Genomic DNA, 15,397 nt, shown 5'->3' with positions numbered 1-15,397 from the left:
CGACCCTGCCTGCTGCTCCCAGGTTACGTGACGTACGCCACGAGTTGCATACCAGCGTACCCCGTCATTCCGGTGGTGTACATCACAAGCTGAAAATTTGGATTGTGACCGGCCGGGGCCCTGGTGGCGGACCTCGGACCATTGACGACGGGTGGAACGTTCCCTAAGCTTTTCGTATAGCAATAATTACTTTCCGCAATACGAAATAACCTGAATGGAGGACCAGATGTACCAGCAGGAGCCACAGCCGGTTTCACCCGCGAACACGGCGGGACGCGCGGTCCCGGAGTTCTATCTCCCCCTCGGCGGCGGCACGGACCCGGACTTCTACGTGCCGGCGGACCGGGGCCGGGTCCATGGGCCCAGCCGCTTCTCGCGTTGGATCCACGCCCTCCCGGGCTTCCGCCGCTGATACCCGGGCGACAGTCGTCAGGCCCCCGGACGCCCCTGCCACTCCTTGCCGGCCCAGGGGTCGTAGTCCGCAATGAGCTCCTCCTGCGGCGGCCGTTGTTCCTCGGGAACGTGCTGGAGGTTCACCCGCACCCGGTACCAGAGCGAGCTTGAGCCCCGCATGCCGTCCACCATGATGTCGGCAGGCTGCAGGGACTTCACTACGGCGGCGTGCCCGGACTTCCATTCCTCCAGCGCCTTGAGGGCCTCGGGCTTCGTCCTTGTGCGGGCCACTTCGATGAGCGGCATCAGGGACTGCCGGCGCCCGGAGCCGTTGCCGCTGCGCGGAGCTTTCTCCGCCGGACCCATCTCCTTCGCCAAGGCAAGCAGCCCGTCCAGTGACCCAACGGCCTCATCGATCCCGGCGTGCGGGTCGCCGATCTCTGCGTACCGCTTCGGCACCGTGGCAACAGTGAAGTGTTCGGGGCGGGCAGTGCGGGTCTCTGCCCAGGTGAGCGGCGTGGATACCCGGGCATCGGGCAGGGGCCTGACCGAATAGGCGGACGCGACCGTGCGGTCCTTGGCATTCTGGTTGAAGTCCACGAACACGCTCTCGCCACGTTCCTCCTTCCACCAGCGTGCCGTGGCAAGGCCGGGAGCGCGGTTTTCGACTTCCCGCGCAAGGGTTTCCGCGGCAAGCCGGACGTCCTTGTAAGACCATTCGGGGGCAATGCGGACAAGGATGTGCAGCCCGCGGGAGCCGCTGGTCTTGGGCCAGCCCACCAGCCCCACGTCGTCCAGGACCTCCTGTGCTACGTACGCGACATCAACTATCTGCGACCAGTCCACGCCCGGCATGGGGTCCAGGTCCACCCGCAGTTCGTCGGGATGTTCCAGGTCCTCGGCGCGGACCGGATGCGGGTTCAGGTCCAGGCAGCCGAGGTTCACCACCCAGGCAAGACCTGCCGCGTCCCGGATCACGGCTTCTTCCGCCGAGGTTCCCGACGCGTAATGCAGCGTGGTGGTATCGACGAAAGGCGGGTGGTTTTCCGGTACGCGCTTTTGGAAAAACGGCTCGGCGTCGATGCCCTTGGGAAACCGCTTGAGCACCATGGGCCGGCCTCCCGCTCCCCGCAGCGCACCGTCTGCGACGGCAAGGTAGTAGCGCACCAGGTCGAGCTTGGTAAGCCCCGGCTCCGGGAATACCATCTTGTCCGGGCTGGAAATCGTGACTTCGGTGCCATCGATGTCAAGAACCTCGGGCGGCGTCTTTGATGGAGTCATGGCGCCACGGTAGCAGCGGGGCGGGCGCCTGTCAGTGGTTCACCGGCCCCCGTTGACCAGCCTTTTTGCTGCTGCCGAATGCTCGGCGATGAGTCCGGCGATGTCCAGGCCCGGGATCTGTCCATCCACTACGCGCCACTTCCCGCCGACCATGACCCTGTCTGCCCTGTCGGCGGCGCACAGGAGCAGTGCCGCGATGGGGTCGTGGCTGCCGGAAAACCGCAGACCGTCCAGTTTGAACAGCGCCAGGTCGGCCTGCATTCCGGGGGCCAGCTGGCCGAGGCCGGACCGTCCCAGTACGGCGGCAGATCCGCGGGTTGCCCAGCCCAGCGCCCGCTCCACCGGCACGTGGGCCCCGTAGCGCAGCCGCTGGAGATACAGTGCCTGTCGCGCTTCCAGGATCATGTTGGAGGCATCGTTCGACGCCGAGCCGTCCACACCCAGCCCCACCGGAACCCCGGCGTCCTCCAGTTCCAGGACCCGTGCGGTGCCCGAGGCAAGGCGCATGTTGGACGTGGGGCAGTGGGCGACGGCGGTTCCGGCCGAACCGAGGCGGGTGATCTCCGCGTCACTGAAGTGGATGCCGTGCCCCAGCCACGTGCGGTCCGTCAGCCAGCCCACGCTGTCCAGGTAGTCCACCGTCCGCAACCCGAACATCTCCCGGCAGAAGTCCTCCTCGTCAAGAGTCTCTGCCAGGTGGGTATGCAGCCGCACGTCCAACCGTTCGGCAAGGGCGGCGCTTTCGGCCATGATCTCCTTGGTCACCGAGAACGGGGAACACGGCGCCAGGGCGATTTGGATCACCGCGTCATCCCCGCGCTCGTGGTACTGGCCCACCAGGCGCTCGCTGTCCGCCAGCACCACCTCCGGATCCTGCACGGTCGACTGCGGCGGCAGGCCGCCGTCATCCGTTCCCAGCGTCATGGAGCCGCGGGTCAGCGTGGCGCGCACGCCCAGGCGGCGCACTGCTTCCACCTCAATGTCGATGGCATCCTCAAGGCCCGCGGGAAAGAGGTAATGATGGTCCGCGGCGGTGGTGCAGCCTGAGAGCAGCAGCTCGGCGAGGGCTACCGTGGCGGCCAGTTCCAGGTCTTTGGGGGTGAGCCGCGCCCAGACCGGATACAGGTTCTGCAGCCACGGAAAGAGCGGGGCGTTGGCCACCGGACCCCAGGCGCGGGTGAGCGTTTGGTAGAAGTGGTGGTGCGTGTTGATCAGCCCGGGGAGCAGCACGTGGCCGCCGGCGTCGAAGGTCGCGGTACAGGGTGCGGATGGATACTGGCCCGCGGACAGGACCTCGGTGATGGCCCCGTCACTGACCACCAGGCCGCCGGAGGCGTCGAGGGAATTGGCGGTGAACGCCGCCAGCGGGTTGCGGATCCAGAGCCGGTCAGTGGGTGCAGGGGAATGGTTCACGGGTTGTCCGTTTCTGAGCGCAGTGGCGGTGGTTCCAGCTCAGTGAAGCCCTGTCTGCTGATCCAGGGGCCGGCTGCCTGGGTGAAATGGAGGCAGCACGGGTGGGATCAGACTAGGGAAACGGCGCCACCTGCGTCAACGCCAGCGGAATGTAACTGGCAGCCATGAGGTGGCAGTGAAGAACTCGAAACATCGATTTCACATAGCGAAATAAAATTTCCGGAAAAGTATGGCGTGGCCCACAAACCGGTGCTAATCTCGATTCTGCCAAAGGCGGGCACCCGAATCCGGGAAGCTATCTACCAGGCGCAACTTAACCTTCACAGCACATGCTGAAGCCTGGTAACCGTTCGCACCTGGTTCCACTGGTATTGCGCGGCATCAGGCTTCCCGGCAAAAGGAAGTCGCATCATGAGTACCACCGTCACGGCCGAACAGTTTTTGGCCCGCTCCATCCGGCTGGCAACGGCCAACGTCCTCAACAGCGGAGGCCCGTTCGGCGCCATGATCGTCACGGCGGACGGCAAGGCGTTCGACGGCGTCAACCGCGTCACAGCGGACAACGACCCCACCGCCCACGCCGAAGTCACCGCCATCCGCACCGCCTGCCGTGAGCTGGGGACTTTCGACCTCAGCGGCGCAATCCTCTACACCAGCTGCGAGCCATGCCCCATGTGCCTGGCCTCCGCGCTCTGGGCCCGGGTTGCCCGGGTGGTATACGCGGCTGATCGCCACGACGCCGCCTCCGTCGGCTTCGATGACGCGGTCTTCTACGAGTACTTCGAAAACCAGGACAGGGATTCCCTGATGCCGGTTTCCAAGCTGGAGCTGGGCGATCCCCTGGCCCCGGCCCCGTTGGAGCCGTTCAACACCTGGAACACGCTCGAATCCAGGATCGACTACTAGGCCCGGCGGCTGCAATGACCATCCTGGACCATTCCCACGAGGAGCATTCGGCTCCAACCACCAGCACGTCCCGGCGGGCGCCGCGCATCCCGGCGCAGGCAAAAGGGACACCCCGCCCGCCGGCACCGGATTCCTTCCTGGACCGCTTCTTCCAGATCACCCGGCGCGGCTCCACCCTGGCCCGCGAATTCCGCGGCGGCCTGGTCACCTTCTTCACCATGGCGTACATCGTCATCCTCAACCCCCTCATCCTGGGCGGCTTCAGCGCGGACAACGCGCCTGCCGACGTCGCCGGGGGCTGGCTCTCAGCGGCCCAGGTGGGCGCCGTCACCGGCCTTACCGCCGGAGTCATGACCATCCTCTTCGGCCTCATCGCCAACCTGCCGTTCGGCCTTGCCGCCGGGCTGGGCATCAATTCCTTCCTGGCCGTCTCGGTGATCCACGAAGTCACCTGGCCCGAGGCCATGGGCCTGGTGGTGATCAACGGCATCCTGATTGTCCTCTTTGGTGTCACCGGCGCCCGGACTGCCATCTTCCGGGCAGTGCCCAAGGAGCTCAAGGCCGCCATCACCGTGGGCATCGGCCTGTTCATCGCCTTCATCGGCTTCGTTGACTCTGGCTTCGTCCGGCCCACGGCCGGCGGCCCGCCCGTCCAACTCGGCGACGGCGGTTCCATCACGTCCGTGCCCACGCTCGTGTTCGTCGTCGGACTCCTTGGCATGGGCATCCTGGTGGCGCGCAAGGTCCAGGGCGGCCTGCTCATCGGCATCGTCGGCAGTACCGTGCTGGCCGCCGTTGTGGAAGCCGTCATGAAACTGGGCCCCGCCAGCGCCACTAACCCCGGCGGCTGGCACCTCAACACCCCCGTCCTCTCCGGCCAGCTGGTTTCCGCGCCGGACCTGGGCCTGGTGGGCCACTTCGACTTGTTCGGCTCATTCGCCAGAATCGGCGGACTCGCCGCCACCATGCTGGTGTTCACGCTGGTGTTCACCAACTTCTTCGATGCCATGGGCACCATGACCGGCCTGGCCAAGAGCGCCGGCGTCGCCCACAAGGACGGCACGTTCCCGCGACTGAAGGCGGCCTTCATCGTGGAAGGCTTTGGCGCCGTGGCAGGCGGTGCTACCTCAGGGTCCTCCAACACCGTGTACATCGACTCTGCGGCCGGTATTGGCGAAGGCGCCCGCACTGGCCTGGCTTCCGTGGTCACCGGCGTGCTGTTCCTCGGCTCGATGTTCCTCACCCCGCTCACCAGCGTGGTGCCGCTGGAGGTGGCCGCCGCCGCACTGGTGGTGGTGGGCGCCATGATGATGGCGCAGATCCGCGAGATCAAGTTCACCAAGTTCACCGTGGCCTTGCCGGCGTTCCTCACCATCGTCACCATGCCCCTGAGCTACTCGATCGCCAACGGCATCGGCGTGGGCTTCGTGAGCTGGGCCGTGATTGGGGCGGCGTCCGGCAAGGCGAAGAAGATCCATCCGCTCATGTGGGTGGTGAGCGCCGGGTTCCTGGTGTACTTCGCCCGCGGACCCATCAATGCCCTGCTGGGCGGCTGATCCTGCCCATCGACTGCGGGGGCCGGGCCATCCCTTGGCCCGGCCCTGGCAGTACGGACAGGCAGGACCGACAATGGACACCACCGCTGCGGAAGAAGGAGTGCCGCCATGCTTGACCTCATCCCTTCGCTGGGCCCATGGGTGCCACAGCTCGCAGCCCAGCAGTTTGCCGTGGCCACCATCGTGGCGGCCTCCGGCTCCGTGCCGCGGCCCGCGGGAACGTCCATGCTGGTCACCGCATCGGGGGACGTCCTGGGCAGCCTCTCCGGCGGCTGCGTGGAGGGCGCCGTCGTGGCGCTCGCCCAGGAGGCAATTGACGACGGCGTCCCGCGCCAGGAGACCTTTGGCTTCAGTTCCGCGGACGCCTTCGCCGCCGGGCTCACCTGCGGCGGTGAGCTGGCAATCCATATCCAGCCGGTGCCCGCCACCGTGCCGGGTAAAACCCCGCACCCGCTCCGGGCCGCCCTGCTGAAGCTCGCCGGCCTTGGCCCGGACCAACCCGTCGCGCTGGTAAGGCTGCTGGCCGGTCCAGGAGGTACCGCCGTCGTCCTTTCCGATCCGGCTGCCTTCCGCGTGGCTGACGCTCCCGATCTTGCCGCCCTGCTGGGCGGGGAACCGGCACTGCAGATGGAATCCCTGGTGCGCGGCGGCGGTGCCGGGCTGGTCCGGCTCCCAGAACCGGGCGAATGCGTTCCGGACAAGTCCGGCGATCCGCAACCTTTTGGAAAGCCCGCCGTCCTGGTGGAATCCCGGCTGGCCGCACCGCGCATGCTGGTGTTCGGCGCCAACGACTTCGGCGCGGCACTGGTCCCGGCCGCAAAGCTGCTCGGCTACCACGTGACCCTGGTGGATGCCCGCCCGGCCTTTGCATCACAGCCGCGGTTCGCGGCCGCCGACCAGGTGGTCATCGACTGGCCGCACCGCTACCTGGCAGCGGAAGCGGCCGCGGGCCGGACGGACAGCCGCACCGTGGCCGCCGTGCTAACCCACGACCCCAAGTTTGATATCCCCCTGCTGGAAACCGCACTGGCACTGGACCTCGCCTACATTGGCGCCATGGGCTCCCGGCGCAGCCACCTCCAGCGCGTGGATGAGCTGCTCAGTGCGGGCGTTCCACCGGAGCGCATCGCCCAGCTGCACTCACCCATCGGCCTGGACCTGGGTGCCGTCACCCCCGCCGAAGTAGCGGTATCCGTCACCGCGGAGCTGATCGCCGCCCGCAACCGCACCGCCAGTTGCATGCCGCTCCGTGAAACCTCGGGCAGCATCCACCACCACCCCGCGCCGGCATCGGCGCCCGCAGACCTTAGTAAGCAGGAGATTGCATGGACATGAACACCATCGAGGCGGTGGTCCCCACTACCGACCCCGCACAATGGCGCGACGGCGACGCTTGGCTCGCTGGCGGCACGGTCCTCTTCTCCTACGGCAGTTACGCGTTCGGGCCACAGCCGCTCAAGCGCCTGCTGGACCTCGGCGACGCCGGCTGGACGCCCATCACCGTCACCGACGACGGCATTGAACTTGCCGCCACCTGCACCATCGCGCAGCTGTACGGCCTTCCCGTGTCCCCGGCCGCAGCAGGCCGCAGCATGCCCGGCCTGGACCTGGTCCGGGCATGCTGCGACTCGTTCGTTGCCTCCTTCAAGGTGTGGAACATGTCCACCGTTGGCGGCAACCTTTGCACGTCGCTGCCCGCAGGGCCCATCATCTCGCTGTGCGCCGGGCTGGACGGGGTGGCCACCGTCCTCGCGCCGGGCGGTGCGAGCCGCACCATCCCCGTGGCGGAGTTCGTCACCGGGGACGCGAAGAACTGCCTGGCACCCGGCGAGCTGCTCCGCAGCGTCCGCCTGCCGGCGTCGGCCCTTACCGCCCGCGTGGCGTTCCGCCGGCTGTCCCTCAGCAACCTGGGCCGGTCAGGGGTGCTGCTCATTGGAAGGCTCGACGGCGACGCCTCCGTAACGCTGACTGTCACCGCCGCCACCAGGCGGCCGGTCCAGCTGCGCTTCGAGGGGGTGCCGGATACAGACCGGCTGGCCGCTGCGCTGGACGATGCCATCCCCGCGGAGCTCTACCACGACGACATCCACGGCTTGCCCGCCTGGCGCCGGGACATGACCTACCGGCTGGCCGAGGAAATCCGCACAGAACTGGCCGCTCCCGCCGGTGCGCACGGCTTCCCTGTCTCCGGCGACTTCTGGCCGCCCCGCGCTGGCGCTGCGCCGGCACCGGGGGCCACGACATTTTCGAAAGGGGCCTGAGCATGGCCATCGAGATCAACGGAACCGCGGCGGCCACCGGGCCGCGCCCCGGGCAGTGCCTGCGCAAGTTCCTGCGCGAGCAGGGCAACACCGGCGTGAAGAAGGGCTGCGACGGCGGGGACTGCGGTGCCTGCACCGTGCACGTGGACGGAACACCGGTCCACAGCTGCATCTACCCGGCCATCCGGGCCGAGGGACACGCCGTGACCACCATCGAGGGGCTCGCCGCTGCCGCCGGCAGCAGGGACGGGCAGCTGCATCCGGTGCAGCAGCAGTTCATGGAACGCCAGGGCTTCCAGTGCGGCTTCTGCACGGCCGGCATGGTGATGACGGCCGCCACGTTCGACGACGAACAAAGGGAAAACCTGCCCCGGAACCTCAAAGGCAACCTGTGCCGCTGCACCGGCTACCGCGCCATCGCAGATGCAGTCTGCGGGGCCGCCGGCCACCCGGACCCTGCCGGACAGGGTTCCGGCATTGCGGGGGAGGGGCAGCCGGATCCGGAACCGGCCCGGCTGGGCGACGACGTTCCGGCGCCGGCCAGCCGTGCCGTGGTCACCGGCGCGGCCCGCTACACCCTGGACGTGCCGCGGGACCAGCAGCAGGCACTGCTGCACCTGAAGATCCTGCGCTCGCCGCATGCGCACGCCCGGGTGGTGTCCATCGACAAGGCCGCTGCCCTCAAGGTCCCGGGCGTGGTGGCGGTCTTCACCCATGAGGATGCGCCGGAGCAGCTGTTCTCCACGGCCCAGCATGAGCTCTTCACCGACGACCCCGACGATACCCGCGTACTGGATGACGTGGCGCGGTTCATCGGGCAGCGGGTGGCCGCCGTCGTGGCGGAATCGGTGGCCGCCGCGGAGGCGGGCGTCCGTGCGCTTCAGGCGGAATATGCGGAGCTTCCGGCGGTCTTCTCGCCGCAGGAGGCCCTGCTTCCCGGCGCACCGCTGGTGCATGGGGACAAGGACGCCTTCGCGGCGCGCATCTCAGGGCCGGAGCGGAATGTGGTGGCGGAGCTGCACTCCGAGCTGGGAAGCGTGGCCGACGGCTTCGCCGCCGCCGACTTCATCCACGAACAGACCTACGAAACCCAGCGGGTCCAGCACGTGGCGCTGGAAACGCACGCGGCCATCGCTTCCGTGGACGCCGAAGGGCGGTTGCAGGTCCGCACCTCCAGCCAGGTCCCGTTCCTGGTCCGCCGGACCCTGTGCCGGGTATTCGGTTTGCCGGAAGACAAAGTGCATGTGGTGGCGGGGCGCGTGGGCGGCGGCTTTGGCGGAAAGCAGGAAGTCCTGACCGAGGACCTCGTGGCGCTCGCGGCCCTGAAACTAGAACGGCCGGTCCAGCTGGAACTGACCCGCACCGAGCAGTTCACCGCCACCACTACCCGGCACCCCTTCACCATCAAGCTGAAGGCAGGGGCCAGCAAGGAAGGACTGCTGACCGCGCTTCAGCTGGACGTGGTGACCAACACCGGCGCCTACGGCAACCATGGCCCCGGCGTCATGTTCCACGGCTGCGGCGAATCCCTGGCGGTGTACAACTGCGCCAACAAGAAGGTGGACGCGCATTCGGTCTACACCAACACGGTGCCGGCAGGGGCATTCCGCGGCTATGGACTCAGCCAAATGATCTTCGCCATCGAGTCCGCCATGGACGAGCTGGCGGCCGGGATCGGGATGGACCCGCTGGAGTTCCGCCGCAGGAACATGGTCCGCGAGGGGGACCACATGCTCTCCACGCAGCCGGACCCGGAGGAGGACGTCCACTATGGCAGCTACGGCCTGGACCAGTGCCTGGACCTGGTCCGGGATGCCTTGGACCGGGGCAAGGCCCGTTACCGGGAAGCCGGCCTGGATGATCTTGGCCCTGACTGGATGGTGGGTGAGGGCGCTGCCCTGTCCATGATCGACACCGTGCCGCCGCGCGGACACTTTGCCCATTCCCGGCTCCGGCTCCTGCCGGACGGAACGTACCAGGCCGACGTCGGGACCGCCGAGTTCGGCAACGGCACCACCACGGTCCACGCCCAGCTGGCGGCCACCGCCTTGTCTACGGAGGCTTCCAGGGTGGCGGTACGGCAGTCGGACACGGACCTCGTGGAGCACGATACCGGCGCCTTCGGTTCCGCGGGCACGGTGGTGGCCGGCAAGGCCACCCTCGCCGCGGCGGAGGAGCTCGCCGTCCGGATCAGGGCCTTCGCGGCCGGGATCAGGCAGACGCAGGCGTCCGCTTGTGTCCTGGACGGCGACGCTGTGGTGGTTGACGGAAGTCCCGTGGCACTTGCTGACCTGGCGCAGGCCGCTGCGGATGCCGGCGTCGAACTTGCTGCTGAAGGGCGCTGGGGTGGCACCCCGCGCTCCGTTGCCTTCAATGTGCATGGCTTCCGGGTGGCGGTGAACCGCGGCACCGGCGAACTGAAGATCCTGCAAAGCGTGCAGGCCGCCGACGCGGGCGTGGTGGTCAACCCGCGCCAGTGCCGCGGACAGATTGAGGGCGGGATTGCCCAGGCCCTGGGCGCCACGCTGTACGAGGAAGTGGTGGTGGACGACGCCGGCAGGGTCACCACGGACATCCTGCGGCAGTACCACATTCCTACTTTCGCGGACGTGCCGCGCAGCGAGGTGTATTTCGCGGATACAAACGACAAGCTGGGGCCGCTGGGGGCCAAATCAATGAGCGAAAGCCCCTTCAACCCGGTAGCGCCAGCGTTAGCCAACGCCATCCGGAACGCCACGGGGGTGCGGTTCGCGTCCCTGCCCATTGCCCGTGACCGGATCTACCTGGGCCTTAAAGGAGCGGGATTGGTGCCTGGGCTTGAGCACGTTCCCGCATAGGGCCAGCCGGGGTCACAAAGGGCCCGCCGGGAATCCCACGCGGGGCGGATCTGACCCCGGCTTGCATCGTTGCATATAGTCGGGGGATGGAACAGCGGATTTTAGGCAAGACCGGACGGACCGTCTCCGTCGTGGGACTCGGTACCTGGCAGCTCGGCGCGGATTGGGGCAACGTGGACCCGGCCCAGGCGCAGGCCATCCTCGCAGCATCGGTGGAGGCCGGCGTCACCCTCTTCGACACCGCCGACGTGTACGGCGACGGGAAGAGCGAGCAGGCCATCGGGAAGTTCCTGGCGGACAACCCGGGCCTCGGCATCACGGTTGCCACCAAGATGGGCCGGCGGATGGAACAGCGGCCGGAGAACTACACGCTGGCCAACTTCCGCCAGTGGGTGGACCGATCACGGACGAACCTTGGCACGGACACCCTGGACCTGGTGCAGCTGCACTGCCCGCCCACCCCGGTGTACAGCACCAACGAGGTGTACGACGCGCTGGACACCCTCGTGGCCGAAGGCGCCATCCGCAACTACGGCGTCTCCGTGGAGCGGACGGACGAGGCGCTCGAGGCCATCCGCCACGAGGGTACGGCTTCGGTCCAGATCATCCTGAACGCTTTCCGGCTCAAGCCCCTGGATGAAGTCCTGCCCGCCGCCAAGGCTGCAGGGGTGGGGATCATTGCACGCGTGCCGCTTGCGTCCGGGCTGCTGTCAGGGAAGTACTCCAAGGACACCACGTTTGCTGAGAATGACCACCGGAACTACAACCGCAAGGGCGAGGCCTTCGATGTGGGGGAGACCTTCTCCGGCGTCGACTTTGAGCAGGGACTCAAGGCAGTGAAGGAGTTCGAGCAGCTGGTGCCGGAGGGCGCCACCGCGCAGGCGGCCATCGCCTGGATCGCGGCGCAGGACGGAGTCACCACCGTCATCCCCGGCGCCCGCAATGTGGATCAGGCCCGGGCCAACGCCGGCGCAGCCACGGTCAGCGTCGGCAAGGAGTTCGACGATGGCGTCCGCTGGATCTACGACCACTACTTCCGTGAGGCCATCCACCCTCGCTGGTAGCCGATCGCCCCGGGAGCGTGCCGATGACGGGTTCTGTCAGCGCCTTTGTGGAACGGCTTGCGGCCGTGGAACTGGGGCCTGCCTGCACCAACTTCTTCAACCACGCAGTTCCGGAGAATGCTCTCCGCCGGCGAAACCTGGAGATTTACCTGCAGGAGATGCTGGACCGCCGGCCCAAGGTACTGCTGGTGGGGGAGGCACCTGGTTTCCGGGGTATGCGGATCACCGGCGTGCCCTTCACCAACCGGACCATCTTCGATGGACCCGCCAATGGCTTTGGACTTTTTGGACCCGGCAAGGGCTATGTGCTGCCGCCCGAAGCTGCGGGGGTGGCTGCGGAACCTACGGCGACGGTGCTGTGGCAGGTCATGGAAGAGGTGGGTATTCTGCCCCTGCTGTGGAGTGCTTTTCCCTGGCACCCGCACCAGCCGGGCAAACCCTTCTCCAACCGCACGCCCAAGCCCTCCGAGACCAAACTGGGCACGCCCTTCTGGCAGGATCTTGCGGCTCTCTTTGGCATCGATTCGCTGGTGGCGGTGGGCAACGTGGCCCAGCACAGCCTGCAGCGCAGCGGCCTGGACGTACCGAAAATCCGGCATCCCGCCCACGGTGGCAGGTCCGGTTTCAAACAAGGGCTGGAGCAGTTGCTGGAGCATGGGATGCCGGCCTGAGCTGACGTCCTCATGCCCGGTCTTGATTGTCGTACCCCTTTGCCATGATGGGTTTATGGGGAAGGCGGCGGTGGTGAAGGCGTTCGGGGAGATCCGTGCTGCCCTTGCCGTGCTGGCTGCTGAGGTGGACGGGGCGGGTTCGGAGTCTTTTTCTGCGGCTGATCCGTTGGCTGGGTTGGCGGATGGGTGCCTGGAGATTCTGGCCGGGTCCCGTGAGGTTGAGGCCGGGATCGCTGCGGTGAAGGCGAAGGCGGCTGTGACGTACGCGGAGAGCGCTCATGCTGTTGCGGGGCCGGGTGTGCCGGTGCGGGCGCAGGAGATGGCGGTGGCGGCGGAGATCGGGTGTGTGCTGGCCTTGGGGCCGCGGGCGGCCTCATCGTTCATCGCAACTGCGCACGCCCTGATGTCGACGTTGCCGCGGACGTTGGAGGCTTTGCAGGCCGGGGTGATCTCTTGGCAGCACGCTGTGGTGATGGCCGATGAGACGGCATGTCTGGATCCTGATGGGGTGACGGCGTTGGAGGCCCATTTCCTGGATCCGGACGCCCCGGACCGGGCGCGGGGGTGTCCGGTGGGTGGGTTGCCGGCGCACCGGTTCAGGGCCAAGGCCAGGACGTGGCGGGAACGCCACCACGTAGAGAGTATCGAGAAACGCCATGCCAAGGGGGTGGCTGATCGGCGGGTGGAGTTCCGGCCGGACCAGGATGGGATGGCGTGGCTGTCCGCGTACCTGCCGGCGGACCAGGCGTTGGCCGGGTGGAACCGGCTCACCGCGGCCGCCCGTGGCATGCAAGGTGCGGAGGAATCGCGGAGCATGACCCAGCTCCGGGCCGACACCTTCGCCGGTGCGGTCCTTGGCAGCGGCATGGCTGGCGGTGACACCGCGGTCTCGGGCAGTGCTTCCGAAGCTGCCGGTGGCGACGGTTTGGGCCACAGGGGTTTGCCACCGTCGATCCGGGCGCAGGTGTTGGTGACGGTGCCGGTGTTCGCCTTGCTGGGCCTGACCGATGAGCCGGCGATGCTGGACGGGTACGGGCCTATCCCGCCGTCGATGGCCAGGGAGCTGGTAGCAAAGGGGGCGGGGTCGTTTTACCGGGTGCTGGTGGATCCGCGGGACGGGGCGCCGTTGGAGATCGGCCGGAGGAGTTACCGGGTGACGGGGGCGATGCGGTCCTGGTTGAGGCTGCGGGACGGGAAGTGTCCGTTCCCCGGGTGCAGCAACATTTCCTTGGATAACGACGCGGACCACCTCCTCGCCTGGGCCAAGGGTGGCACCACCGGGATCAGCAACCTGGGACAGCCCTGCCCGAAACACCACAGACTCCGCCACACCACCGGCTGGAAACCCACACCGGCCACCAAGAACGAGCCACCAGGCTGGACCTCACCTTCGGGCCGCCAGTATCCGAGCGAACACCAGGACTGGGAACCACCACGCTGGCCGGATCGAAAGTGGCCGGACGGAAAGCGGCCGGACCGAAGGTGGCCCGGCAGCATCGATCTCGTTCGCCATGGTGCGTCCCCCTGGGAGGATGCCCTTGAGCGGTTCCTGCGTGCTCACGCCTGACCAGCTTCGGTGCTACTGGAGCAGGCCCAGCTGGTCCGGCGTATCCACGTCCTCGCCGGTGGACTGGTCGCTGCAGTCCACTTCGTCCACCAGCTCCGGGTGGGCGCCCAGGAAGCTGCGCGCTCCGGCATCGCCCGTCACCGTTGTACATACGGCCTCGCGGAGGGAAGCGTCGATGACCATGGGGTGCCCGCGGCGGAGAGCCGCCCCACCGCCGTCGCTGGAATCACGACGGCGGTACGCGGCGGCGGTGATCCGGCCCGGCCGATGCCGGGCCAAGAGCCGGTGAACCGTCGCCGGGGTCAGGCCGGGCTGGTCCACCAGGGCGATCATGAGGTGGTCCGCCGTGTCCGCGGCCTGGTCGCCGAGCAGGAAGGAACTGCCCATGCCTGACTCCCAGTGTGCATTGGTCACGACGCGGCAGCCGTCCAGCCTGGCGGCAATTTCGACCTGGGCCGCCCCTGCGCCGAGGACCACCACCACCTCCCGGCAGCCGCCCTCGAGCAATGTGTTGGCAACGGCCTCCACCAGCGGCCGTCCACGGAACGGAAGCAGGGCTTTCGGGCCCAGGCCCAGGCGGCTGCCACCTCCTGCGGCGAGCACCACCCCGGTGGTCCTCATCCCCGCTGAACCGGTCCCGTTACCATCACCCATAGCTGCACCCTATGGGAGTTGCGGTCAGGCGTCCCCACCCGCCCCGCCGGTGGTGCCGGCGTTGACGTCCAGGAGTTTGTAGCGGTCCATGGCGTACGACGGCGCATCCGTCTCCACTTCACCCCTGGCCGCGAGCAGCTGGAGCACCTTCACCACGATGGAGTGGGTGTCGTTTTTGAAGTAGCGGCGTGCTGCTGCGCGGGTGTCGGAGAAGCCGAAGCCGTCGGCGCCGAGGGTGGCGTATTCGTTGGGGATGAATTGGCGGATCTGGTCGGGGACGGCTTTCATGTAGTCACTGACGGCGACGATGGGGCCGGTGGCGCCTTCGAGTTGCTGGGTGACGAAGGGGACGCGGGCGGGTTGGCCGGGGTTGAGGAAGGCTTCTTCTTCGGCGGCGAGTCCGTCGCGGCGCAGTTCGTTCCAGGAGGTGACGGACCAGACGTCGGCGGAGACGTTCCAGTCGTCGGCCAGGATCCGTTGGGCTTCGATGGCCCAGGGTACGGAGACGCCGGAGGCGAGGATCTGGGTGCGGGGACCGTCGATCTTTGCCGGGGCGAGCAGGTAGATGCCTTTGATGACGCCTTCGATGTCGAGGTTTTCGGGTTCGGCGGGCTGGATGATGGGTTCGTTGTACACGGTGAGGTAGTACATGACGTTTTTGTCGGTGGAGTTTTCCCCGTACATGCGTTCGAGGCCGGAGCGGACGATGTGTCCGATTTCGTAGCCGTAGGCGGGGTCGTAGGTGAGGACGGCGGGGTTGGTGGAGGCCAGGAGGGGGGAGTGGCCGTCGGCGT

At 67.6% G+C, this 15,397-nt stretch carries 13 protein-coding genes; 9 read left to right on the top strand and 4 right to left on the bottom strand.

Going from position 1 to position 15,397, the window contains the following annotated elements:
* Positions 1 to 226: 226 nt before the first annotated feature.
* A complete protein-coding gene (locus J7I84_RS15060; protein WP_214945356.1) occupies positions 227 to 412 on the top strand; it encodes a hypothetical protein in 186 nt (61 codons plus the stop codon).
* 17 nt (positions 413 to 429) lie between these two features.
* On the opposite strand, the gene ligD is transcribed toward J7I84_RS15060, so the two are convergent.
* Together ligD and J7I84_RS15050 are read right to left on the bottom strand one after the other, a co-directional pair.
* Complete coding sequence (gene ligD / locus J7I84_RS15055) at positions 430 to 1,674, bottom strand: non-homologous end-joining DNA ligase (RefSeq protein WP_214945355.1); 1,245 nt, start codon at positions 1,672 to 1,674, stop codon at positions 430 to 432.
* A 39-nt stretch (positions 1,675 to 1,713) separates the two neighbouring features.
* Positions 1,714 to 3,087 carry an 8-oxoguanine deaminase gene (locus tag J7I84_RS15050; protein ID WP_214945354.1) on the bottom strand — a complete coding sequence of 458 codons (1,374 nt, stop codon included), beginning with the start codon at positions 3,085 to 3,087 and terminating at the stop codon, positions 1,714 to 1,716.
* Between the two features lie 411 nt (positions 3,088 to 3,498).
* On the opposite strand from J7I84_RS15050, the gene J7I84_RS15045 reads away from it, so the two are divergent.
* The 8 genes from J7I84_RS15045 to J7I84_RS15010 all read left to right on the top strand — a co-directional run bounded on the left by J7I84_RS15045 (position 3,499) and on the right by J7I84_RS15010 (position 13,949).
* Complete coding sequence (locus J7I84_RS15045; RefSeq protein WP_214945353.1) at positions 3,499 to 3,993, top strand: nucleoside deaminase; 495 nt, start codon at positions 3,499 to 3,501, stop codon at positions 3,991 to 3,993.
* Between the two features lie 14 nt (positions 3,994 to 4,007).
* Positions 4,008 to 5,549 (top strand): NCS2 family permease, encoded by a 1,542-nt coding sequence (locus J7I84_RS15040; protein ID WP_214945352.1) that lies wholly within the window; start codon positions 4,008 to 4,010, stop codon positions 5,547 to 5,549.
* A 108-nt stretch (positions 5,550 to 5,657) separates the two neighbouring features.
* Entirely contained in the window at positions 5,658 to 6,884 is a 1,227-nt protein-coding gene (locus J7I84_RS15035) for an XdhC family protein (protein ID WP_214945351.1), read from the top strand.
* Positions 6,875 to 7,810: a xanthine dehydrogenase family protein subunit M gene (locus tag J7I84_RS15030; protein ID WP_214945350.1), complete on the top strand. Its 936-nt coding sequence runs from the start codon at positions 6,875 to 6,877 to the stop codon at positions 7,808 to 7,810. Before J7I84_RS15035 ends, J7I84_RS15030 begins: the two co-directional genes overlap by 10 nt.
* A 2-nt stretch (positions 7,811 to 7,812) precedes the next feature.
* Entirely contained in the window at positions 7,813 to 10,647 is a 2,835-nt protein-coding gene (locus J7I84_RS15025) for a molybdopterin-dependent oxidoreductase (protein ID WP_214945349.1), read from the top strand.
* A gap of 86 nt (positions 10,648 to 10,733) precedes the next feature.
* Positions 10,734 to 11,711, top strand: a complete 978-nt coding sequence (locus tag J7I84_RS15020; protein WP_214945348.1) for an aldo/keto reductase — start codon at positions 10,734 to 10,736, stop codon at positions 11,709 to 11,711.
* Between the two features lie 23 nt (positions 11,712 to 11,734).
* A complete protein-coding gene (locus J7I84_RS15015) occupies positions 11,735 to 12,382 on the top strand; it encodes a uracil-DNA glycosylase (RefSeq protein WP_214945347.1) in 648 nt (215 codons plus the stop codon).
* A gap of 55 nt (positions 12,383 to 12,437) precedes the next feature.
* Positions 12,438 to 13,949: an HNH endonuclease signature motif containing protein gene (locus J7I84_RS15010; protein ID WP_214945346.1), complete on the top strand. Its 1,512-nt coding sequence runs from the start codon at positions 12,438 to 12,440 to the stop codon at positions 13,947 to 13,949.
* Positions 13,950 to 13,961: 12 nt separating this feature from the next.
* On the opposite strand, the gene nboR is transcribed toward J7I84_RS15010, so the two are convergent.
* Together nboR and J7I84_RS21615 are read right to left on the bottom strand one after the other, a co-directional pair.
* A complete protein-coding gene (gene nboR / locus J7I84_RS15005) occupies positions 13,962 to 14,603 on the bottom strand; it encodes a nicotine blue oxidoreductase (protein WP_214945345.1) in 642 nt (213 codons plus the stop codon).
* A gap of 24 nt (positions 14,604 to 14,627) precedes the next feature.
* On the bottom strand, positions 14,628 to 15,397 hold a 770-nt coding region (locus J7I84_RS21615), incomplete at its 5' end, for a transketolase-like TK C-terminal-containing protein (RefSeq protein ID WP_396020075.1).

Origin of the sequence: Arthrobacter sp. ISL-85 (assembly GCF_018613675.1) — a bacterium.
Lineage (GTDB): Bacteria > Actinomycetota > Actinomycetes > Actinomycetales > Micrococcaceae > Arthrobacter.
The sequence above is the reverse complement of the archived record's forward strand: the minus strand, read 5'-3'. Positions and strand labels throughout refer to the sequence as shown.

Bases quoted from the DNA above. Each gene is read 5' to 3' on its own strand.
- J7I84_RS15010 (WP_214945346.1), top strand. From the start codon at position 12,438: ATGGGGAAGGCGGCGGTGGTGAAGGCGTTCGGGGAGATCCGTGCTGCC.
- J7I84_RS15040 (WP_214945352.1), top strand. From the start codon at position 4,008: ATGACCATCCTGGACCATTCCCACGAGGAGCATTCGGCTCCAACCACC.
- J7I84_RS15015 (WP_214945347.1), top strand. From the start codon at position 11,735: ATGACGGGTTCTGTCAGCGCCTTTGTGGAACGGCTTGCGGCCGTGGAA.
- J7I84_RS15035 (WP_214945351.1), top strand. From the start codon at position 5,658: ATGCTTGACCTCATCCCTTCGCTGGGCCCATGGGTGCCACAGCTCGCA.
- ligD (WP_214945355.1), bottom strand. From the start codon at position 1,674: ATGACTCCATCAAAGACGCCGCCCGAGGTTCTTGACATCGATGGCACC.
- nboR (WP_214945345.1), bottom strand. From the start codon at position 14,603: ATGGGTGATGGTAACGGGACCGGTTCAGCGGGGATGAGGACCACCGGG.
- J7I84_RS15030 (WP_214945350.1), top strand. From the start codon at position 6,875: ATGGACATGAACACCATCGAGGCGGTGGTCCCCACTACCGACCCCGCA.
- J7I84_RS15045 (WP_214945353.1), top strand. From the start codon at position 3,499: ATGAGTACCACCGTCACGGCCGAACAGTTTTTGGCCCGCTCCATCCGG.
- J7I84_RS15020 (WP_214945348.1), top strand. From the start codon at position 10,734: ATGGAACAGCGGATTTTAGGCAAGACCGGACGGACCGTCTCCGTCGTG.
- J7I84_RS15025 (WP_214945349.1), top strand. From the start codon at position 7,813: ATGGCCATCGAGATCAACGGAACCGCGGCGGCCACCGGGCCGCGCCCC.
- J7I84_RS15060 (WP_214945356.1), top strand. From the start codon at position 227: ATGTACCAGCAGGAGCCACAGCCGGTTTCACCCGCGAACACGGCGGGA.